10 protein-coding genes and 1 pseudogene are annotated in these 20,434 nt (G+C 41.1%); 3 read left to right on the top strand and 8 right to left on the bottom strand.

The window, feature by feature from the left end:
• Positions 1–102 precede the first annotated feature (102 nt).
• Positions 103–1,488, top strand: coding sequence for an argininosuccinate lyase (gene argH / locus LK416_04300; protein UEA75409.1), 1,386 nt, complete (start codon positions 103–105; stop codon positions 1,486–1,488).
• Between the two features lie 15 nt (positions 1,489–1,503).
• Positions 1,504–1,734: a hypothetical protein gene (locus LK416_04295; protein UEA75408.1), complete on the top strand. Its 231-nt coding sequence runs from the start codon at positions 1,504–1,506 to the stop codon at positions 1,732–1,734.
• 285 nt (positions 1,735–2,019) lie between these two features.
• On the opposite strand, the gene sigG is transcribed toward LK416_04295, so the two are convergent.
• From sigG to LK416_04265, 6 genes are all read right to left on the bottom strand, one after another.
• Positions 2,020–2,796, bottom strand: a complete 777-nt coding sequence (sigG, locus tag LK416_04290) for an RNA polymerase sporulation sigma factor SigG (protein UEA75407.1) — start codon at positions 2,794–2,796, stop codon at positions 2,020–2,022.
• A gap of 101 nt (positions 2,797–2,897) precedes the next feature.
• Positions 2,898–4,496 carry a peptide chain release factor 3 gene (locus LK416_04285; GenBank protein UEA75406.1) on the bottom strand — a complete coding sequence of 533 codons (1,599 nt, stop codon included), beginning with the start codon at positions 4,494–4,496 and terminating at the stop codon, positions 2,898–2,900.
• Between the two features lie 2 nt (positions 4,497–4,498).
• Positions 4,499–5,002 (bottom strand): helix-turn-helix transcriptional regulator, encoded by a 504-nt coding sequence (locus LK416_04280; protein ID UEA75405.1) that lies wholly within the window; start codon positions 5,000–5,002, stop codon positions 4,499–4,501.
• 51 nt (positions 5,003–5,053) lie between these two features.
• Complete coding sequence (locus LK416_04275) at positions 5,054–5,758, bottom strand: 4'-phosphopantetheinyl transferase superfamily protein (GenBank protein ID UEA75404.1); 705 nt, start codon at positions 5,756–5,758, stop codon at positions 5,054–5,056.
• 254 nt (positions 5,759–6,012) lie between these two features.
• Entirely contained in the window at positions 6,013–8,586 is a 2,574-nt protein-coding gene (locus LK416_04270) for a tubulin-like doman-containing protein (GenBank protein UEA75403.1), read from the bottom strand.
• A gap of 558 nt (positions 8,587–9,144) precedes the next feature.
• Positions 9,145–10,797, bottom strand: coding sequence for a glycosidase (locus LK416_04265; protein ID UEA75402.1), 1,653 nt, complete (start codon positions 10,795–10,797; stop codon positions 9,145–9,147).
• 218 nt (positions 10,798–11,015) lie between these two features.
• Here LK416_04265 and LK416_04260 point away from each other — a divergent pair.
• Positions 11,016–11,237: pseudogene (locus tag LK416_04260) on the top strand (DUF6198 family protein).
• A 113-nt stretch (positions 11,238–11,350) separates the two neighbouring features.
• Here the strand turns inward: LK416_04260 and LK416_04255 are convergent.
• Both LK416_04255 and LK416_04250 read right to left on the bottom strand, forming a co-directional pair.
• Entirely contained in the window at positions 11,351–18,991 is a 7,641-nt protein-coding gene (locus LK416_04255; protein ID UEA75401.1) for a fibronectin type III domain-containing protein, read from the bottom strand.
• Positions 18,992–19,502: 511 nt separating this feature from the next.
• The gene (locus LK416_04250) at positions 19,503–20,405 is read right to left on the bottom strand and encodes an SGNH/GDSL hydrolase family protein (protein UEA75400.1); all 903 of its coding nucleotides are present in this window, start codon (positions 20,403–20,405) and stop codon (positions 19,503–19,505) included.
• Positions 20,406–20,434: the final 29 nt, after the last annotated feature.

The following is a 20,434-nucleotide window of genomic DNA, read 5'->3' as shown; positions in this document are numbered from 1 at the left end:
ATGCAAAATTCTTCTGCTAATCCCTGTTTTTGTTGATTAAGCTCTCATCCTGTTGTAAAATGAAACAGTTAAAATAATTTTAGAGAAAAGAGGAACTACATTATGGCACAGCTCTGGGGTGGTCGTTTTACAAAAGAAACAGACCAATTAGTATATAACTTTAATGCTTCGATCTCTTTTGATCAGAAGTTCTATAAACAGGATATCCGCGGAAGCATTGCGCATGTTACCATGCTTGCAGCATCCGGCATCCTTACAGAAGCAGAACGAGATCAGATCATCGACGGCTTAAACAGCATACTTACCGATGTGGAAAATGGTACACTTGAAATCACATCCAAATATGAAGATATTCACAGCTTTGTAGAAGCAAATCTGATTGACCGTATCGGTGATACCGGTAAGAAATTACATACCGGAAGAAGCCGTAATGATCAGGTAGCTCTTGATATGAAGCTCTATGTAAGAGATGAGATCGTTGAAATTAAAGCTCTTGTACTGGAATTAATGAACACCTTACATTCCCTGATGAAGGAACATATCCACACATATATGCCCGGATTTACACATTTACAGAAGGCGCAGCCGATCACTCTCGCCCATCACTTTGGTGCATACATGGAGATGTTCAAGCGTGATTACGGCCGTCTGTGTGATATCTATGCAAGAATGAATTACTGTCCACTGGGCTCCGGTGCTTTAGCCGGCACAACTTACCCTCTGGATCGTGAGCTAACTGCTTCCCTGCTTGATTTTGCAGGTCCTACTCTTAACAGTATGGATTCTGTCGCAGACCGTGATTACTGCATCGAATTATTATCCGCTCTTTCAACGATCATGATGCATCTGAGCCGTTTCTCAGAGGAGATCATTATCTGGAATACAAATGAATATCAGTTTGTCGAACTGGATGACGCATACAGCACAGGAAGCTCGATCATGCCACAGAAAAAAAACCCTGATATCGCAGAGCTGGTTCGTGGTAAGACCGGACGTGTCTATGGCGCACTGACTTCTCTCCTTACCACAATGAAGGGAATTCCGCTTGCTTATAATAAGGATATGCAAGAGGATAAGGAATTTACCTTTGATGCGATCGATACCGTAAAGGGATGTATCGCATTATTTAACGGTATGATAAAAACTATGACTGTAAATAAAGACCGTATGGAAGCATCTGCAAAGAACGGATTCACAAATGCTACGGATGCTGCCGATTATCTGGTAAACCACGGTGTTCCATTCCGTGATGCTCACGGCATCGTAGGTGAACTGGTTCTCACCTGTATCGAACGGAACATCTCGCTGGATGAGCTTCCACTAGACGATTACAAGGCAATCTGCCCGGTATTTGAAGACGACATCTATCTGGCGATCAGCATGGAAGAATGTGTCAATAAACGTAATACAATCGGTGCTCCGGGACCGGAAGCTATGAATAAGATCATCGAGATCAACGAAGCTTATCTGAAGGATCTGAATAAGTAAGGAGATGAATCAGAAATGAATCGAACAACAAAAGCAAAATATGATCTGGCTGAACGAATGTTAAATGTTCACATCGAACCGGCCGAGGTTGCCATAATGAGCGATCTTCCACTCGAGGAAGTAGAAAAGCTGAAAGCAAATCTCATGAAAAACAGCGACACCGGCGGCACAACCGTTCAGGACTATATGGCAGAGCTTGCCACCGAAGCCAAATCACAGCTAGAAGCTCAAAACAAGAATAAATAGAGCAAAAAAAGCACAATAAATGTAAAAACTAAAATAAAATATGGGAAATCACAATAACACAGATTTACCTATAAACAAATAAAGAGGTATCTATATTTTGTTCTACAGACCTTTTTCATGTCGGTCCTTAACGAACCGCAAGGCGGTGAGTTTAGTACCGCTACGTGATAACTGAGCCCTTACCAAGGCTATTTAGCCGAGGTTAGTTCAAAGTTATACAGCGTAAAAATAGAATGAAAATGCTCTGTAGAATAAATATATAGATACCTCTTAATCGTCCATATATTATCTGAGGTAGCCCTTTAGAGATTTGATCGCACTCTTTTCGATACGGCTGACCTGCGCCTGTGAAATTGCGATCTCCGATGCGACCTCGGTCTGTGTCTTTCCTTCAAAGAAACGGAGCCTTAATATATTATATTCTCTCTCGTTTAATTTCTTCATTGCCTCTTTCAATGAAATATTCTCTACCCAATTTTCTTCTTTATTCTTCTTATCACTTAACTGATCTACGATATATAACGTATCTCCGCCTTCCTGATAAACAGGCTCATATAATGAAACCGGTGTCGATATGGCATCCAGTGCTGTCGTGATATCTTCCGGTGCTACATCGATCTCCTTTGCAATTTCATCCACGGTCGGTTCCCGATCCAACTTCTTTAACAAAGCATCCTTTGTGTAGATTGCCTTATATGCAATATCTCTTAACGACCTGGATACCCTGATACTGTTATTATCCCGCAGATACCTCCGACATTCTCCAAGTATCATCGGAACTGCATATGTCGAAAACTTCACATTCAGACTCCGGTCAAAATTATCAATTGCTTTTATCAATCCTATGCATCCAACCTGAAACAGATCGTCAGGGTTCTCATTTGAATTCGAAAATCTCTGGATCACACTCAGAACCAGTCGCAGATTGCCCTTGATAAAGGTCTCTCTGGCAGCCATATCTCCCTGCTCGATCCTGTCAAACAATTCATCCTTTTCCTTGTCTGTCAGTAACGGAAGTCTGGCTGTATTCACACCACATATCACTACCCTGTTCAGTGCCATATCATGTTCCTCCTGCTTATGTCTGCCTGTCTGTCAAACGGATTTTTTCTTAGGCCTCATAAGAAAAGGATTTACATTTTCAAGGTAGATTATTCATTTATTTAATTCTTTCTGAACTCTAACAGTTCCAGTCCTTCATTATGCTCAAGCACCTGATTGATAACCCATTCATTTGCAAATAACAATAATGGATTACCCTTCATATCCTTCACCTTCTTAACATCGCTGACACGTTTCAGCTTTGTAAGATCTGTAGATGGATCTTTTACCCAACGGATATAGTTATAAGGGATCGGCTCTAAACGGATCTCACATCCATATTCATTCTCCAGTCTGTATTTTAATACATCAAACTGAAGAACACCTACAACACCTACGATAATCTCAGACAATCCTGCTGTAAACTCCTGAAAGATCTGAATTGCACCCTCCTGTGCGATCTGAGTAACACCCTGTACAAACTGCTTACGCTTCATCGTATTCATCTGAACAACACGACAGAAATGCTCCGGCGCAAATGTCGGAATTCCTTCGTACTGGAATTTCTTACCCGGAAATGTAAGAGTATCACCGATTGAAAATAATCCCGGATCAAATACACCGATTACATCACCCGCATATGCTTCTTCTACGATCTTACGATCCTGCGCCATAAGCTGCTGCGGCTGGGATAATTTTAATTTACGCTTACTGGCTGCATGGTAAACCTCCATACCGGCTTCAAATTTACCTGAACAGATACGCATAAATGCGATTCTGTCACGATGCGCTTTATTCATATTTGCCTGTATCTTAAATACGAAAGCTGAAAATGGTTCTGTAACCGGATCGATCACACCCTGATCCGACATTCTTCCAAGAGGAGGTGTCGTCATTTTCAGGAAATAATTCAGGAACATATCGATACCGAATGTATTCAGTGCAGAACCAAAGAATACGGGTGAAAGCTCTCCCTTCTGAACCTTCTCGAGATCGACTTCATCGGTTGCACCGTCAACCAATTCAATTTCTTCCTTAAACTGGTCATACAGGTACGGTCCGATCAGATCCTTAAGCTCCTGATCCTCGATATGATATTGCGTCTCCGCAGCCTTCTTCGCACCACCGGTTGAGATTGCTTCAAAGGTATCGACCATCTTGGTCTCTCTGTCATAGACACCCTTAAATTCCTTACCGGAACCGATTGGCCAGTTCATCGGACAGGTACGTATTCCAAGGACATTTTCAATCTCATCTAACAATTCAAATGTATCTCTTGCATCACGATCCATCTTATTAATAAATGTAAAAATCGGGATATGACGCATTACACAGACCTTAAAAAGCTTGATCGTCTGTGCCTCTACACCCTTTGAGGCATCAATAACCATAACAGCAGAATCCGCAGCCATCAGGGTTCGATATGTGTCTTCTGAGAAATCCTGATGTCCCGGTGTATCAAGAATATTGATACAGTAGCCTTCATAATTAAACTGAAGAACGGATGAGGTAACTGATATACCTCTCTCCTTCTCAATATCCATCCAATCGGATACCGCATATTTGGAATTTGCTTTTCCTTTTACCGATCCTGCCGTATTGATTGCACCACCAAACAGGAGAAACTTCTCTGTTAAAGTCGTCTTACCGGCATCCGGGTGGGATATGATCGCAAATGTTCTTCTTTTCTTAATCTCGTTTTCGATATTCTTGTCTGCCATTTCTAATTTCCTCTTTTACTCATAATTGAATCTTTATTTTTTTTAGCCCACATCATCAACGATTGAATGTTGACCGACATTTTTTCCAATTCAGACAGAACCGAATCAAACTGCTCCAGTTCTCCTTCATCTACAATTCCATCGGAGGTGATATTGATCAGTTGCTCCGTAATATTCTCCATCTTCTGAGAAGATCCAAGGAACTGAAGGATCAGTCGATCCAAGCTATCTGCATTGATCGGTTTCACTGTCTCACGACCGATTGCACACTCCCCTGAGCAATACATATTACAAAGCTCCGGTATCTCATATACATCCGCCATCGCCAGAACTTCTTCCGGATAAGGAACTGACATGCCAAGCTCGATCCGTGATAACCGCGTCCGGTCAATATTTAAAATCTCAGCCGTCTTTTCCCGGCTGGTAAGATTTGGATTATTCTTTGATGCATTATATCTTGCGATATAATACGGATTATTCAGTGCTTTCGTAGCTTTTTTACTCATATCATGTTCCTCCAAAACTTCACTTATGTAGCAGTACATAAATTTTCATCATCATATTACCACACAATCTACATTCTGAGAAGAAAAAAGAACCGACTTATCAGAAAATACAGTTTCTTCTAACAAACCTTCCTTATCTGCACAGGCACAGAGATTATATTCCCGACCTGTTTTATCTGTTATTCTGAATTCTCGGAAATAGACATTTTTCTTTTTCATCTCTGAACGATCCATAATTTTTTTCTGAGTCGGATCTGAAAAATCAAGTCCTTTTCCTGTCATCTTACCAAATGATTCCATCCGGGTCCAGACCCGCGCAAAATATAACGCAGCCGCATCCGGATCCAACTTCTTATATTGTTCTTTGTCCGCTTCTGAAAATAACCGGTTCACGATCTTCTCCCGTCCACCCTGTATCAGCTCGATATCAATGCCACAGGACAGATCGTGTTTCGTTTCTTTATGAAAGATCAGAACTGCAACGCATCCGCTGTGACTGATATTAAATGCTATCTCAGGATGATCTGCCAGATAAACCTTGCCATGCTCCATGATCTGATAGCGACAGTCTTTCTCAGACAAATGACACTCTTTTAACGCCCGGTCAAGCAAAATTCCCGCAGCAACCGACAATTTCTTATCCTTCTCATATCGAAGCCTATTCACTTTTTCCAAACGATACTCAGACAGCTCTTCCAGATACTTTTTCATCTGCTCCTCTGTCATATCCGACACATCCGCATACCAAATCAGCATGGAAATTTTCCTTTCTATCTATTCATGTAAATCTTTTTCTAGTATAACCATATTCCGGTAAAAATCAAATTTTATATAGCATCAAAGCATATATTTACGAAACAAAATCTGCCGCTAACGCATATATTTGCTGAATAAAATCTGTTATCCGGACAAGCTTCTTTCCTATAAAATAAAAAAACCCACATACGAAAGTTTGAAAAACACTAACGGTTTCATACACCTCCACATGCAGGATTCTTTCATACTATTTATTATAACGTGCAAAGATTCGGGAAATCTCTCATATCCCTATTCACTTCGTCAATATGCAGTCCTTTGTAAGAACTATCTACTGCATTATAGGCTTTCTGCATCTCTGCTGTACATGCCATCATAGATGCAGGCACGCCGACATACATATCATTGATCGAAATCTCGATCTCCCCAGGATTCAATGTAATGGAATCCTCCTTCTCATTATATGGTTTATCCATCAGGATTCCTTTTACTGCCCTACTGAAATACGGCATTACATTTGGCACTGATATATATTTCTTATTTAACAAAAGTTCTTTGTAGCCATCCTTGAGCACACATAACTGCTTTTCTTCCTGAATATCATTTACAAATGCAGCAGCTACCTTCTGCATAACTTCATCCCGTCGGTCATTTGTCGGTGAACCAAACATAACATTGATATCATTCTCCGCAAGCTTCTTATCAGAGAATGCAACGGATAACATCTTCTCCGGACCATATGCTCCGATACCGCTGAATAAACGACGATAAATCTTCTCCATCGCATCCTTGACAGGAACAACTCTTCCGTTATCAATATTTGCTTCATTATCTAACATCAACCGGATCAATCCATCCTTTACCTCATTGATACGACTGTCATTTACATAATCAGTCGGAAGGAATTCATGTCTGGCTGCATTCTTTAATATATTCTTGGTTGTTACCTTACCTTCATTTGCAAGATCCTCGATTGAATTCTTCAGGTCTTCTCCGAACTGGGAATAGATCTCATCCAAACGCTCTGCTCGCTGCTGCAACCAACGAAGTGTATCACCAAACAGATCCTGTGCATCAATCTCATCCATGATCCGATTTCGTTCTGCAGCAAGTGTCTCTTTGATACAGGCATCATAATATCCATTCTCTGTCTCACGCTTTGCAGACGGAAAAGTGAAGAAACGTTTTGCTACAATCTCACATATAGATTCTATAATTCTGGAATATTCACCGGATGGTGTATATTTGCTGTGAAGCTCCTGCAGCTTCTTAACCTCTGCCATCATACCTCTGGTAGAATCTGCCACACCGGCTGTCGGTGCTCCGATAATATCAATTGCTGCATACGGACCGCATTTCTCGATATATCTGGCAATTACCGCATCTAAGGAATTCCATAATTTATTCTTAATGGACTTGATCATAACCGGAAGCTCCTTATCCATATTATCAAGCTTCTCACCCATATGTTCTCTGAGTCCGTCTGTATGCTTCTTGATCATCTTATAGGTTGGCTTCGTAAACTGTCCAAACTGGATCAACCCGTTCACACTGAGGTTGATCTCATCCCCCGGCTCTGCATGAAGAAAAGCATCCAGTTCCTTTAAAGCATCCTTAATATCCGTTTCAATCTGCGGATTGTCGAACGGAGATACAAATAATCGCTTATACGCCTTATTGAACAGATCACTCTCACAGATATTCTCAATCTCACGGATTGGTATCTTATAATCTGCTTCACTGACAACCTTATAATAACAGTTTGCTGTCGCAATCTCAGAATCCGAATGCTCCATCTTCCAGTTTGTCACAGAATATTTCTCGTTATCAAAGAACACATCACGAAGCAGCTTCCTGTCATCATTTACATCATTGTTACCGATATATTTATTACATGCAAGCTTATATAAGAAGCTTGCTGTATCCATAAGAATTGTTCCCTCCGGCAGATATCCCTGACTGTCCTTTTTACCGGATACAAGCATACATGCATCGAACAGATTCTCCCGGATCACCATCTTGTGAGTGGTGCTTTCAAATATATATGCATCATCCTTTTCTGAAAGCTTCATATAATAATCAACTTCTTTTAACGCAGCACAGCCATTTGCCATCATTCGGAACATTAATTCCGGATCTTGGGTTACGCTCTTGTTGCCAAATATAACATCCGGCATTAACAAACAGCCTCCGATCCGAAGATTCGCCCACTTTTTTGCCTTTCCGTATGCACGAATATTATATGCAAGATCGGATAAGATACCGCTTCCGGTTCCGCCGGAAAGACTTGATACGATGATCACATCCATCCAGTTACCATTCGCTTTATCATGGATCTCTTCCAGTCTGTCAAATAACAGCATACGGATATCTTCATAAGCATTTGAAAACATCAGTCGTCCGATCTGACGATTGCCATGCGCACCATCCTTTGTCACTGTTACATCCGGAAAATCTGCATCCATCCAGTTTGCTAGATTCGGATGTACCGGATTCTTCTTGATTCCATCCGCAAGTATATTTTCAATATTAGGTCTGTAGATACTTAATACTTCAAGTGCATTAAAACCAATATGTTCTTTACTGTCCTCAATTGTCTGTTCCATCTCGGGAATATCTGAATCAACCATCAGAAAATGAATATTATCCTCCGGTGTGATATCATCGACCATCATTCCTTTTAAATTACAAACTGTTCTGCTTCCGATTCCACCTAAACCAATTACAAGCAAATTCCCATTAAACCGGTCATCATGACTGATCCTTCCAAATACGCGGATGTCTCTCAGTTTGCTAAATTCTTCTTTTTGCGTATCAATAAGTATCATATACAATCTCCTTAATTATAACCATTCCCCCGGCACAGAAGCGGGTTCAGCCAATTCTGCGCAGCTCCGTCACAAATATACTAACATATATATTTTATGCTAACACTATTTTATGTGATTTTCAACAAAAAGCTACATATTTTTTAGAAGTTTTGTATTCTTTTTCCTATACAATCTTAACATTCTACACATAACTCTTATTCTTTATGCATAAATTTTTGCGACAAAAAAGTCCATCAGACTTGCTCATTCAGAAAACTGACTCTGCTATAAATGACTCGCTGCGATTTCTATTCGCTGCACATGCCTGATTCGTAAATACTCCTGTGCTAACTCGCCTTCGACTCAAACAAGCACCCGTATTTACTGGCAATGTGCATCTCACTACGAAATTCTCGCTGATGTCATTTTATAACAGAGCCAGTCCTCTGAAGGAAACAAGTCTGATGGACTTTTTCTGTCTATAAATTTCTCTAATAAAATATTATACAAAATACTTAATACCATCTTCTCATAGTAATTTTCATTACTATAAGTAAAACGTAGGCAAATTATATATTATTCATTGGTTAAATATACGACAATACCCTTGTTTGCCGGGAGGTCTACAATCAGCTTACCATCGCGGATCTCAAGGCTTTCTCCACCTGTACAGTCACCGCCTGCGGCTACAGAGTTTCTCTCCTGCTTATGCATAGTCTGTTCGAATTCGCCGATCACACGATGCATGTTGTTCATGGTATCATTCAGATTTCCAAACAGATTCCATACTGCCTGTCCGAAGTCTGCGCCTGTTTCCAGTGCTTCTAATGCCTTACGGATATCTTCTGCCTTATAGCGGATCTCACCAGAGGCTCCAACCAACTGACCGGCTTTATCAAGCAGCTCATTTCGTGCATTTTCCCATGCCTTTGCTGTTGCATCATCTGTACAGGTATCCTCCTGTACTTCTGTTGACTGATCGATCGTCAGGAGGTTGACTGCTTTATTTGCACCAATCGGCAGATTGATCTCCATGTGTGCACCGTCATCTGCATTATTCAATGCTGTTACAACTGCACGTCCATCCAGACATCTTGCAAATGCAAACTGTCCGGTCGTCAGATACAATTCCCGGTAGTCTCCATAGGTCAGTTCCGGAAATCTCTGTTTCAGATGCCCAAGTGTTGTATACAATGCAGGGAGCTCATCTTTTTCATTAAAATCAGCCAGATTCAGATCCGGACGCAGATTCCAGTCTGAACCATTCTCCTTATTGCCCGGTATACCGAATTCAGAACCGTAATAGATTGACGGAATTCCCGGTACGGTATATACGAGGATCGCTACATTGTACATATGCGCCTTGTTATTTAATTTACTGTAAATTCTTGCTACATCGTGGTTATCACAGAAAGTATATAACTTCTTGTCACCTACAATGCCATTTAAACGCTTGATCGTATGTGCAATCTCAAAATAGTTATGGTCGTTATGTCCGGAATACAAGCCCTTATGCAGTTCATAATTTGTTACGGAATGGAGCATATCGTTATTTGCCCATCTTGAATAATCTCCATGAATAACCTCGCCCATCAGCCAGAAATCCGGCTTTAATCCATTGCAGAAGGAACGTAATTCTTTCATAAAGCCAAAATCAAGTACGTCCGCAGCATCCAGACGGATTCCATCAATATCAAATTCATCGACCCAGAACTTTACGGTTTCAAGATGATAATTCTTCACTTCCGGATTCCAGAGGTTTAATTTCGCAAGCAGATTATATCCGCCCCAGTTATCATAGGAAAATCCATCGTTATATTCGTTGTTACCCCAGAAATTCACATTGCAGTACCAATCCTTGTATCTGGAATTCTCCCGGTTCTGCTTTATATCCTGAAATGCAAAGAAATCTCTGCCTGTATGATTAAATACACCATCTACGATGACCTTTACATCATTTGCATGACAGTTCTTTACGAACTGCTTGAAGTCATCATTTGTTCCAAGTCGTCTGTCTACCAGCCGATAATCGGTTGTATCATATCCATGAGAACCGGATTCAAATAACGGTCCTATATAAATCGCATTGCATCCGATCCGCTTCGCATGCTCCGCCCATTCATTTAACTTGTCAAAATGCTCTCCTGTCTCTCCATTGTTATCATGTGGACATCCACACAATCCAAGTGGGTAAATATGATAAAATACTGCGCTGTCATACCATGCCATAGTCTTTATCTCCTTTTATCATTTTTTGTATACATATTGCAAAAAGCCATACATATCACTCATGTAAAATTATACCACAAACCTGTCGTATACGCGAAACTTTTATGCAAATTCCGATTTTCTATATATTCCATATAAATTTATCTTCCTGCATTTCATTTTTTCCCGACACATAATCATAAAAACTCTGTACACAGGGAGGCTTATAAGCAGTCGCGTCACAGATTATAAAGAAGAAATATTCGGTTGTTAAGATCTCTTTTGATGTTATCTGTCTGCTTACAACTGCCTGTATGACAGGCTTCTTCCTCGGTCACATCAAAGGTCTTGGGATCGGAACCATCCTTGCCGCCTTTACAATGGGAAAAGGCATTGCCATCGCCGGACAGATCATTGATAAACGTATGATCTTTGTTACCTATCTGCCCAGAAAGAAATAGATTTTTATATAAATATTTTGAACAAAAATAAAATTCCATGAATGGGATAACAGGGAGCCGGAAAGCTCCTGTGTTACCCCACCATGGAATTTTTTTAACTTAAATTTGCAGTTTTATTTTACTGTTACCTTCACCCGTTTATTTACTCCATTTAATGCAGTAACATAGATATAACAGGTTCCTTTTTTCTTAGCACGGATCGTACCCTTTGCCGTTACAGTAGCAACTGCTTTATTGGTACTGCTGTAGCGAAGCTTAGCACCATGCCCTTTGGATAACAGTTTCTTCTTGTCATCCTGTAAGATAAGCTTAGTTGCTATCTTTGCTGTTTTACCTTTCTTTAAGGTATACTTTGTCTTCTTGCACTGAATCTTCTTTACATTTGTATAGGTCTTATTCTTCGGCCCTGCGATATGAAGTGTCAGTCCTGTAGCAATATACTGCTTCTTTCCATTTACAATACGATATGCCTTGACGCAGACTCTGTAAGACTGCTTCCGGTTCAGCTTCTTGCCTTTATACTTACTCAGTACGGTTGCATTCTTCTTTGCACCTGAAATCATCTTAACAAATGTCAGCTTCTTTCTATTACATGGGGCTGCATAGACATCATATCCCTGTGCCCCCTTAACAGCTTTCCAGGTCAGTTGAATTCCCTTCTGTGTCCATGCAACCTTCTGTTTGCTGGAAAGTGTCTGTGAATTCTTCTCGATCTGCTTCCTGGTCAGTTCCTCTACAACCGGTTTTTCCGGTTCTAACGGAGGCTCCGGTGTCTTAACAACCGTTACAGTGATCTTAATCGGTACATTCTGCAACAGCTTCTCATCAACGGTACATACCAGTTTGCTCAGATCTGTATTGTTCGTCCGGACATCAGCTGTGATATCTGTACCATTCATACTCCATGCATTGATCTCGTAGCCAGCGATCACCGATGCTGTCATTGTAACCGTGCTGTCCCGGTATACTTCAAGGCTGCCTGATCCGGAGGATACATTCTGCACAAGATCATTCTGTTTTTTACGATCCACATGAACAGCTACTGTTCCTGCATCTACTCCATCTGCCGATACCAGCTCATACTGAAACTCAGCTTTTGGAATCTCCTTATAAGTAACTGTCACCTCTACATTCTTCTCAAAGCCTGTATCTGGTGCCTGAATCCTGATCTGCTTATTGTCTGTATTTTCTATATCAGAAACCGTCATATCACTGTAAGCTGCACCATCCATCATTACTGTGATCTGATCCACTTCATATCCGGTCTTCGGTACTGCTGTCATAACAATATCTTCTATACGGTATCTGTCGATATAACCGCCGGATACAACATCATTACATCCCACTGTTCCCTTGCTGTCACAGCTATATGTGACAGTTGGCCGATCAAGCAGAACCAGTACAACACGCATGGATTTGTTTACACTGTTAAATGAACTTTTCTTCGCATCCTTTCCGGTTGCGATCGTCTGTTCTTCTGAACCGATAAACAGCTTCCACGCAGAGATCTGATACTGCTCCGGTACATCTGCTTTCATAACAACCGGCAGATTCTTTACGATCTTTGTATCATTGCTGATCTGCACTGAATCGCTCCATGCCGTAACAACATCATCTACCTGCTGTCCCTGTTCATTTACCGCTTCAAAATGAAGTGTTTCCATCTGGAACATATTGACAACCAACTTGATTTTCATGTCTTTCTGCACATTGGATACTACATACCGGTCTCCACCCGTTGCTGCTACAGTATAATGTGTATCATCGGTATAGATTCTCCACTCTGATACCGTAACTGATTCCGGAAGATCTGCCGTAAGGGTTACTGTTGATCCCTTTGCCGCCTTACCATCCTGAACCTGTTCTGAGACATTGATCTTACAGCCTGCAACCGATGTATCCGGATCTTCTGCAATCACTTCGGTCTCAAATAAATATGTCTCTACCGGTTCAAATTCAACGGCCACAACAGTATCTGTCTCCACATTATCGAGTGTGATCTCTGTTCCGGCAAAGATACTTCCGTCAGTATTTTTCTGGATCTTTGCTGAACCACCATGAGAAACCGTCCACTGTTTTACGACATAATTCTCATCCGGAACTGCCTGAAGCAGGATACTCTTTCCCGTAAGGACGGTCTCACCTGTATCGATCTTGCTTCCATAGCTTCCGGCCTTTACATAATATGCCTGAAGACTTCCGTTTTCCGGCTGATCGTAATTCAACTGGTAGGTCTTTGCTGCAAAGGATACACTGACATGAACGCTGCTGCTCAATGCTGAAATAATCAATGTATCTCCATTTACCACATAATCAGTTCCGAGAACCAGATCATTTCCATCACTTCCTGTTACCTTCCATGCTTTGATCTTATAATTATCCTTTGGAATTGCTTTAAAGGATACCTTGCTCTGATCTGCTAATCCGGCTCCGGATGCAAATGGCTCTTTGGAGTCTCCACAATATCCTTTTATCGTTCCCTTGCCATCAGACTCATATCGGACTGTATACTGGTTCGATACGATCTGATATTTTCCTCTGTTCAGAGTGACGTTATATTTCTTCAGGAATTCTTTTACCAGATCTATATACTCACTGTCTTCTTCGGTTCCAACTGTAAGCCATGCGATTCCGGTCTGGTAAACACCTGCTGACGAATTTTCATCTAACTTCGGCTCAGCCTCTATTGTTATCAGATCCGATAGCTTATATTTAGCTGCATCTGAATCCAGAATACCGGATTCTGTGTCATCACCCGCATATTTTACATCAACATCTGACAGGCTTAATACTTTATCTGCCGTGTCATCCTCTGATATATCATCCTTTGATGGAGCAGTAATAACGATCGGCCGTTTGCTTACAGTAAGCATCTTCATCGCATATGATTTGGTCTGACTGGTACCGCTCTGTCTGGTTATCGTCGCAGCAAATGTATGCTGTCCCGGCCATTTCGGTGTAAATGTATTACCGGTTATATTTTCTGTTACAACCTTATCATCTCCATCTACATAGGATACCTGATAGGATACAGAAGCATCCGCTGCTAGCGGTTCTGTCGTTATATTACCGGATGTATTATTTTCCCGTTTTCCCTGTCTGACTTCTAACTTAATGGTATTGCCATATTCCGCATTGTTGCCTGAAAGAACGTATACCGTATCATCGGTACGATCTATTACATAATAAACGGTCTGTGTATCTGTAGGATATAATGATGTATTTCCTCCATAGGATACAGTTACCGTATAATCTCCGGCTTCTTCCGGATTCCATACAACAGACGCATTACCATTCTTATCTACAATGGTTGATATATCACGAATGGAACCGGTTCGGTTATTGAAGAAGTTTACATTTACAATTCCTGTTTTATCGATATTGACAGAAGATGTAACTGCCTCTGCAACATGGATCTGAACCGTTGTCTGATCTCCCTTTATGATATCTTCAACCTGTGTATCATATGTTTCATTTACGGTAACAACCTCACCAGGGGTAACACCATACTGCTTAGATGCACAACTTCCCATAAGAGAAAAGGCATCATCCGTAGCGATCTTTAATTCATTAAATGTTGTAATGATCTGCTCCTGCTGGTTCTCATCTGTTACCGTCTGCTCAGTCTTGTAATAATAGGTCTCATCCGCAGTCCGATCTGCTTCGGCGGATTTTGCATACATGATATAAGCATTATTTCCTTCGTATGCCTCCGGCCAGTACAGATACCAGGTTGTTCCATCAACCTCGATATACTGCTGATTTGTAGTGCCAGCAGATTCTTCTTTATATCCGGCATAAGCAGGCACATAGGACTGAACAGTACCGGCATACGCTTTTGCTGTAATTGCTCCATCTGTACCCTGTTCCAACTGATACCACTGTGTAACTGCTTCTGACATAGCATCTGTGCTGTACAACAATATCTCACCATCGGCTGTTACTGCTATATATGCATAATAAGTCTTGCCCGCTGCCGTCTCTGTCACCTGTTCTGTCACAGGCTTTATTGTATCTGCATCAACTCCATTCCAGAGAGCGGCTGCATCACCGGTTGTTCCACTCTGGAATACATTTGGTATTACTTCATTTAATTTCACCTTTGCAGTTGCTGTTCCTGCTGTCTCATTATATTCTTCCAGTACATACCATTCATTTGTCTGGCTGTCAAAATAGATAAATTCCGGTATTACTGCATCCGGATATACAGCGGATACCACTGCACCATTCTTATACTGGACAAATGTCTCCTTCTGTGTTCCGATCGTAACCGCTACAGTCTTCGATACCGTACGTTCATTCGTAACCGTCCGTGTCTGTGTATACTGTCCAAACGCTGTATTGGTTCCCTTATTCGCACTGTCGGACTGTGTATTGCTAATCGTTGCTGTCATCATACTGTCAGCCCTTCCGACATGCAGGATACCCGGAGCTCCATATGCATATAACCGCACACCCTTTATCAGCTCAGAAAGAACGCATCGATAAGAATTGCCATCCATATCCTCTGTGATACCATTTAACTTCAATGTACTTCCATTTATACCGGAAGCTTCTTTGTCCGTCAGGTTTACCCAGTTGACCGAACCTGCTTTTCGAACCTGCCATGCATAGGACAGACCGCCTTTCGCATTTGCAGATGGGAGTGCATCGATCACAAAGCTCGCATTACCGCCGACAACAACTCTCTGTACACTTGTCATGCTTAAGATATCTGGTTTCTCACTGTCAGCCAGTGTATGAACGGATACCTCCGGTGTGTATTCGGAGTATACAGTCTCGCCTCCGCTATTTGTTCCAACTGAACGAAGTGCAAATTCATATTCCGTCGATGGTTTCAGTCCATCATAGCTGTAAGAAAAACTGTCACCGCTGATCGTATCTAACAGGCTGTATTTATTGGTTGTAATACCATCATTAAATACCTGATAGATCTCATATTTCTCTGCCTTCTTATAACCACTTTCCCATGCAAGCGTTACGGAATCCGCGGTCACTGTATCCACACTGATATCTTCCGGTGGAGATGGCGGCTGTTCGACATTCTTTACAACAAAGCCAAGAATCGGAACATTGCTATCGCCAAGCTTTGCCTGCCAGATACCAAATTTTGTACTGAAGCTGTACTGAGAATCCGTCGCCGGCGGGTAAGCTACCACACCTTCCTTTGATACTGATGAATAATCAAATGTTGTCTTACCGGAGCCCCAGCCACCGCCAAGCTTGACACCACCGCCATAATTCATCTTCACTACCATGGCATCAATTTCACCTTCTACACCAAGTGTCAGTTCGAAGCTGTTCGTCTGGGTCATTGTTTTACTGCTCTGTGTATTGTCCGTAATATTCATAGCTACCGTTGTCTGGTCATTGACCTTATTATTGATCTCTATCCAGTTCGGATAGCCAACGAAACCTTTCATTCCAAGCGAGCTGGTCGCATAGGTATCCGGACATCCCGGCGTACTGGACAGAATATCCTTCGTGATCACCTTATTCTGCAGAGTTTCATCACTTTCTGCAAATCGGTTAAAGGTATCTACATCCATGGTCGAATAGACCGGCTGCTGCTGCACTCCGACTTCCATGGTATACGATGCACTTCCATTCGCCGGTGTGATGACATATTCATACAATATAACCGGCGTTCGATAAAGTACTACCTGATTCTTCGTACCATCATTTTCAAAACTGATCGAATACTCATGGGAAAGCTCATCCTCATACGACCACTCCCAGTCATGGGTATAGGACGCCTCCGTATGGAACTGCAATGCTGAAGAACCGATGGAAAATGATGCATATGCTCCGATGGATGCCATTTTCGTCTTACTGGTTACCGTTCCTTGTCCTGATAGCTTACCATATAAGGTTTCTCCGATATTACCATTATAATAATTATCCTGAAGCTCTCCAAAATATGGAGCAGCCTGTAATATAGCCAGAATATCTACATTACTGTATGTATATTTCTTGCTCTTAAAGGTAAATACATCTGTATCTTTATCCGCATCAACTGCTGCGATCGCCAGACATGGGAAATCACTCATGCCGACATGCCGCACCAGCTCGTTTGAAGTCGAATCAAAATAACTGCCCGGTGTACAGATACCGGTCGATGAATCCTTGTTCTGTTCCTTACCGGACATGTTCACCCGGTAAAAGTACCGGTTAAAGCTCTGTTGCTTATATCCGGTCGTATATAAGACCTGCTCAATTCCCAGATCATTTTCATCAAAGTTTCCTGCCACACATCCGTCTACCCAGGTATCGGATATGATATAACCGCCGATTCCTTTATCACTGCTCTGACATACCTTGGCTGTATAGTCCTTTTTCCATGATTCATTTTCAAACTTCCAGAAAACACCATCTAAGAAAACCTGCTCCGCATCATTTCTTCCGTTTACTGCCGCACAGGTCAATGCAGGAAGCGGATGCACATTATCATCTTTATCAAAGCCTGCATTTACAAAATTACACATATCCATTACGTTTCCGCCGGATGGAATTAATGTCTCCACCTCTTCATTTGGATCGTATTTCAATGTTACCAGCATATACTTTTTATTTGAACCGGATTTATCTCCATCCGGGCCATCATTATCACTGTATACACCGGCAACTACAACTTCCGGGAAGCCATCAAAATCAATATCACCTGCTGCTACAGATGCGTAACGCATATATACACTGCATGTATCCTTATCCATTACATACTTATTCATCTGCTGTGGTTTCTTGTTCTCTACCTTATAACAGGCAAATACAGAGCTTCTCTGCTGCAGCTTCTTTCCATCACTGTCATCGTGGATATTCGAATAGGAACCAACCAGAAGGATCTCATCTTTACCATCCCGATTGATATCCGAAGTTTCTATCGACATGTTGATTGTTGCTCTTGCTGTCTTACCATTATTGGTAAATTTACCTGCCATATCCGCTCCGGTATTTCCCATAAAACTACGAACCGGAATATTATCACTGATCGGCGATAAGGTGATTCCGTCCAGGATCATAATATACGGATCTCCACGTTTTGGAACATAGACTGCGATATCTTCATCTCCGTCACCGTCAAAATCTCCTGCCTTTAATGTAAAATAATTCTTATAGGCACTGTATTTTTCCAACTGATTATCCCGAAGCCAGTCATTATCATCACCCGATCCAAGGCTGAAGGTCTTTCTTAATTCCTGACCTTTACCGGATGCACTGTATCTTGCTACAACAAGCTGCGGATCTTTTCCCAGTGATGCGCCAACAAGTGCAACCATATTATCACGGCCGGTTCCATACGGATCATAACCGTCTACATTTACATACTTGACATCAGCTGCGCCGGATGCTGTACGGCTCTGCATAAATCCATTGTTGTTCCGTTTCGAATCCGGTCCAACATAATAGCCCTTGATATCCGAGCTTTTCGTATAGTTATACGTCTCAGCATTTCGGTTCTTTCCACTGGATCGATACCATAAAAATGCTTCCATCTTTTCATTAAATGCAGAATAGCCGGAACCGTATGGATTTTCACCGTCATTTGCATTAAATGAACTTGGTGTCGTCAGATTAAATCCATATTTATCCTTTCCGCTGTTATCTGCATTTGAAATATCTGCCTGCGTGACCGCCTGCCCCGGCGGCTCATCCGCAAGAACTCTGACCGGATTTCCAACCCTAGGAAACATACCGATCACCATCGAAATCGAAAGCATTGCTGCCATCCATTTCTTTCCCCATTTTCTGTTCATGTTCTCATCATCCCTTTCTTACATAAACGTTATTCTTGTTTCTGAATGCTGTCTCTGCATCCAAACCTCCAGTTACATAATAATTATATCGAAATATTTTCTAAAAAGAAAGAAAAATAGATATATTTTATAAATATATCCATCTTGTAAACACAATATGTGTATTTGTTCTGACAATTTGCGTTAGTTGATTAGAAGCGGATACAATTTAAAACGCATAATGTTATGCAAATATTGTCGGATCAAATCATAAATTATACCCCTCTTGCTTCAAAAAAAGACATTTTCATATGATATCCTTATAAAAATATATCCCAAATTTCGGACATATCTTAAACTGTAACATCATACGAAAATGTCTTATTATGTGCTCCAACTATTCTATTTTTTATTCATTAAACTGCTGTTCTATTATGAATGAATGCTATTCTATTTCCATTTTACCTGGTAAATAAATGCTGCCTTCTGATCACATCTTACTTTATAAGTAAATGCTATACCTGATCCTATCTTACTTTGTAAACAATGCTTCTATAAACACATCTGCGATTAACTGCTGTCCTATCGCTGTCGGATGATCATCCGGATCTATGTAATCTTCTGCCTTCTGATTATTCAGCACAATATCATTTGACAATGCAAATGCATCGTAACAATCTGCCAGTACAATATCCTTTTCCCTGCATATTGTCTGAATAATCGTATTTGCCTGATTGATCTTTTCTTCTGCATATTGTCCGATGTTGATCGTTTTTCCATCTGCGGTAATCGCATAATCCATATTCCGGTATGGATTGTATAAGGTCATGATCGCAATCCGGCAATCCGGCGAATCCTTACGGATCAGATCTATACTATCTGAAAGATTATTATAAAACTGATTCAGATTATCTTCTGCAGACCGGTCTGCCTCCTCAAAGTCCCGGATAAATGTCTTTTTATTAATTTTTTTCCAAAGTGGAGAATCATCTCCTGCACCGGAATATCCATAAAAATAATCTTCATACTGCATAACAAAGAATTCAAACGGAAGAAGTGCATCATTCGTACCAATGCAAAATGTCACATAATCAGCATGGTCTAACAGATCTACCTTGCCTTTCTTGATATTTTGCCACATGTCGTCACTGAGCTGACCATTTACACCTTGATTACATTCGACAACCTGCATGCCCTGCTGTTTCATATAAGCAGCGATCCTTGCAGAAAATCGTTCATTCTCTGCATGTTCTAATGAATATCCATATGTAATCGAATCTCCCAATGCTACATATATAACAGAATCATCCGATACCTGCTCATTTAACTGCAACAATTTTACATTATTCTTTGTACGGCCATGCAATCCCCAGACGATTGCAATAACACATGCCCCGGCTACTGTGATCAGTCCGGCAGCCTTCCATTTCTTCATATCGACCACCTCTGTTTTATATAATAACT

The sequence above is a fragment of the Lachnospiraceae bacterium GAM79 genome (genome assembly GCA_020735665.1).
Classification (GTDB): Bacteria; Bacillota; Clostridia; order Lachnospirales; family Lachnospiraceae; genus Coprococcus.
This window is presented reverse-complemented; position numbering and strand designations above follow the sequence as displayed.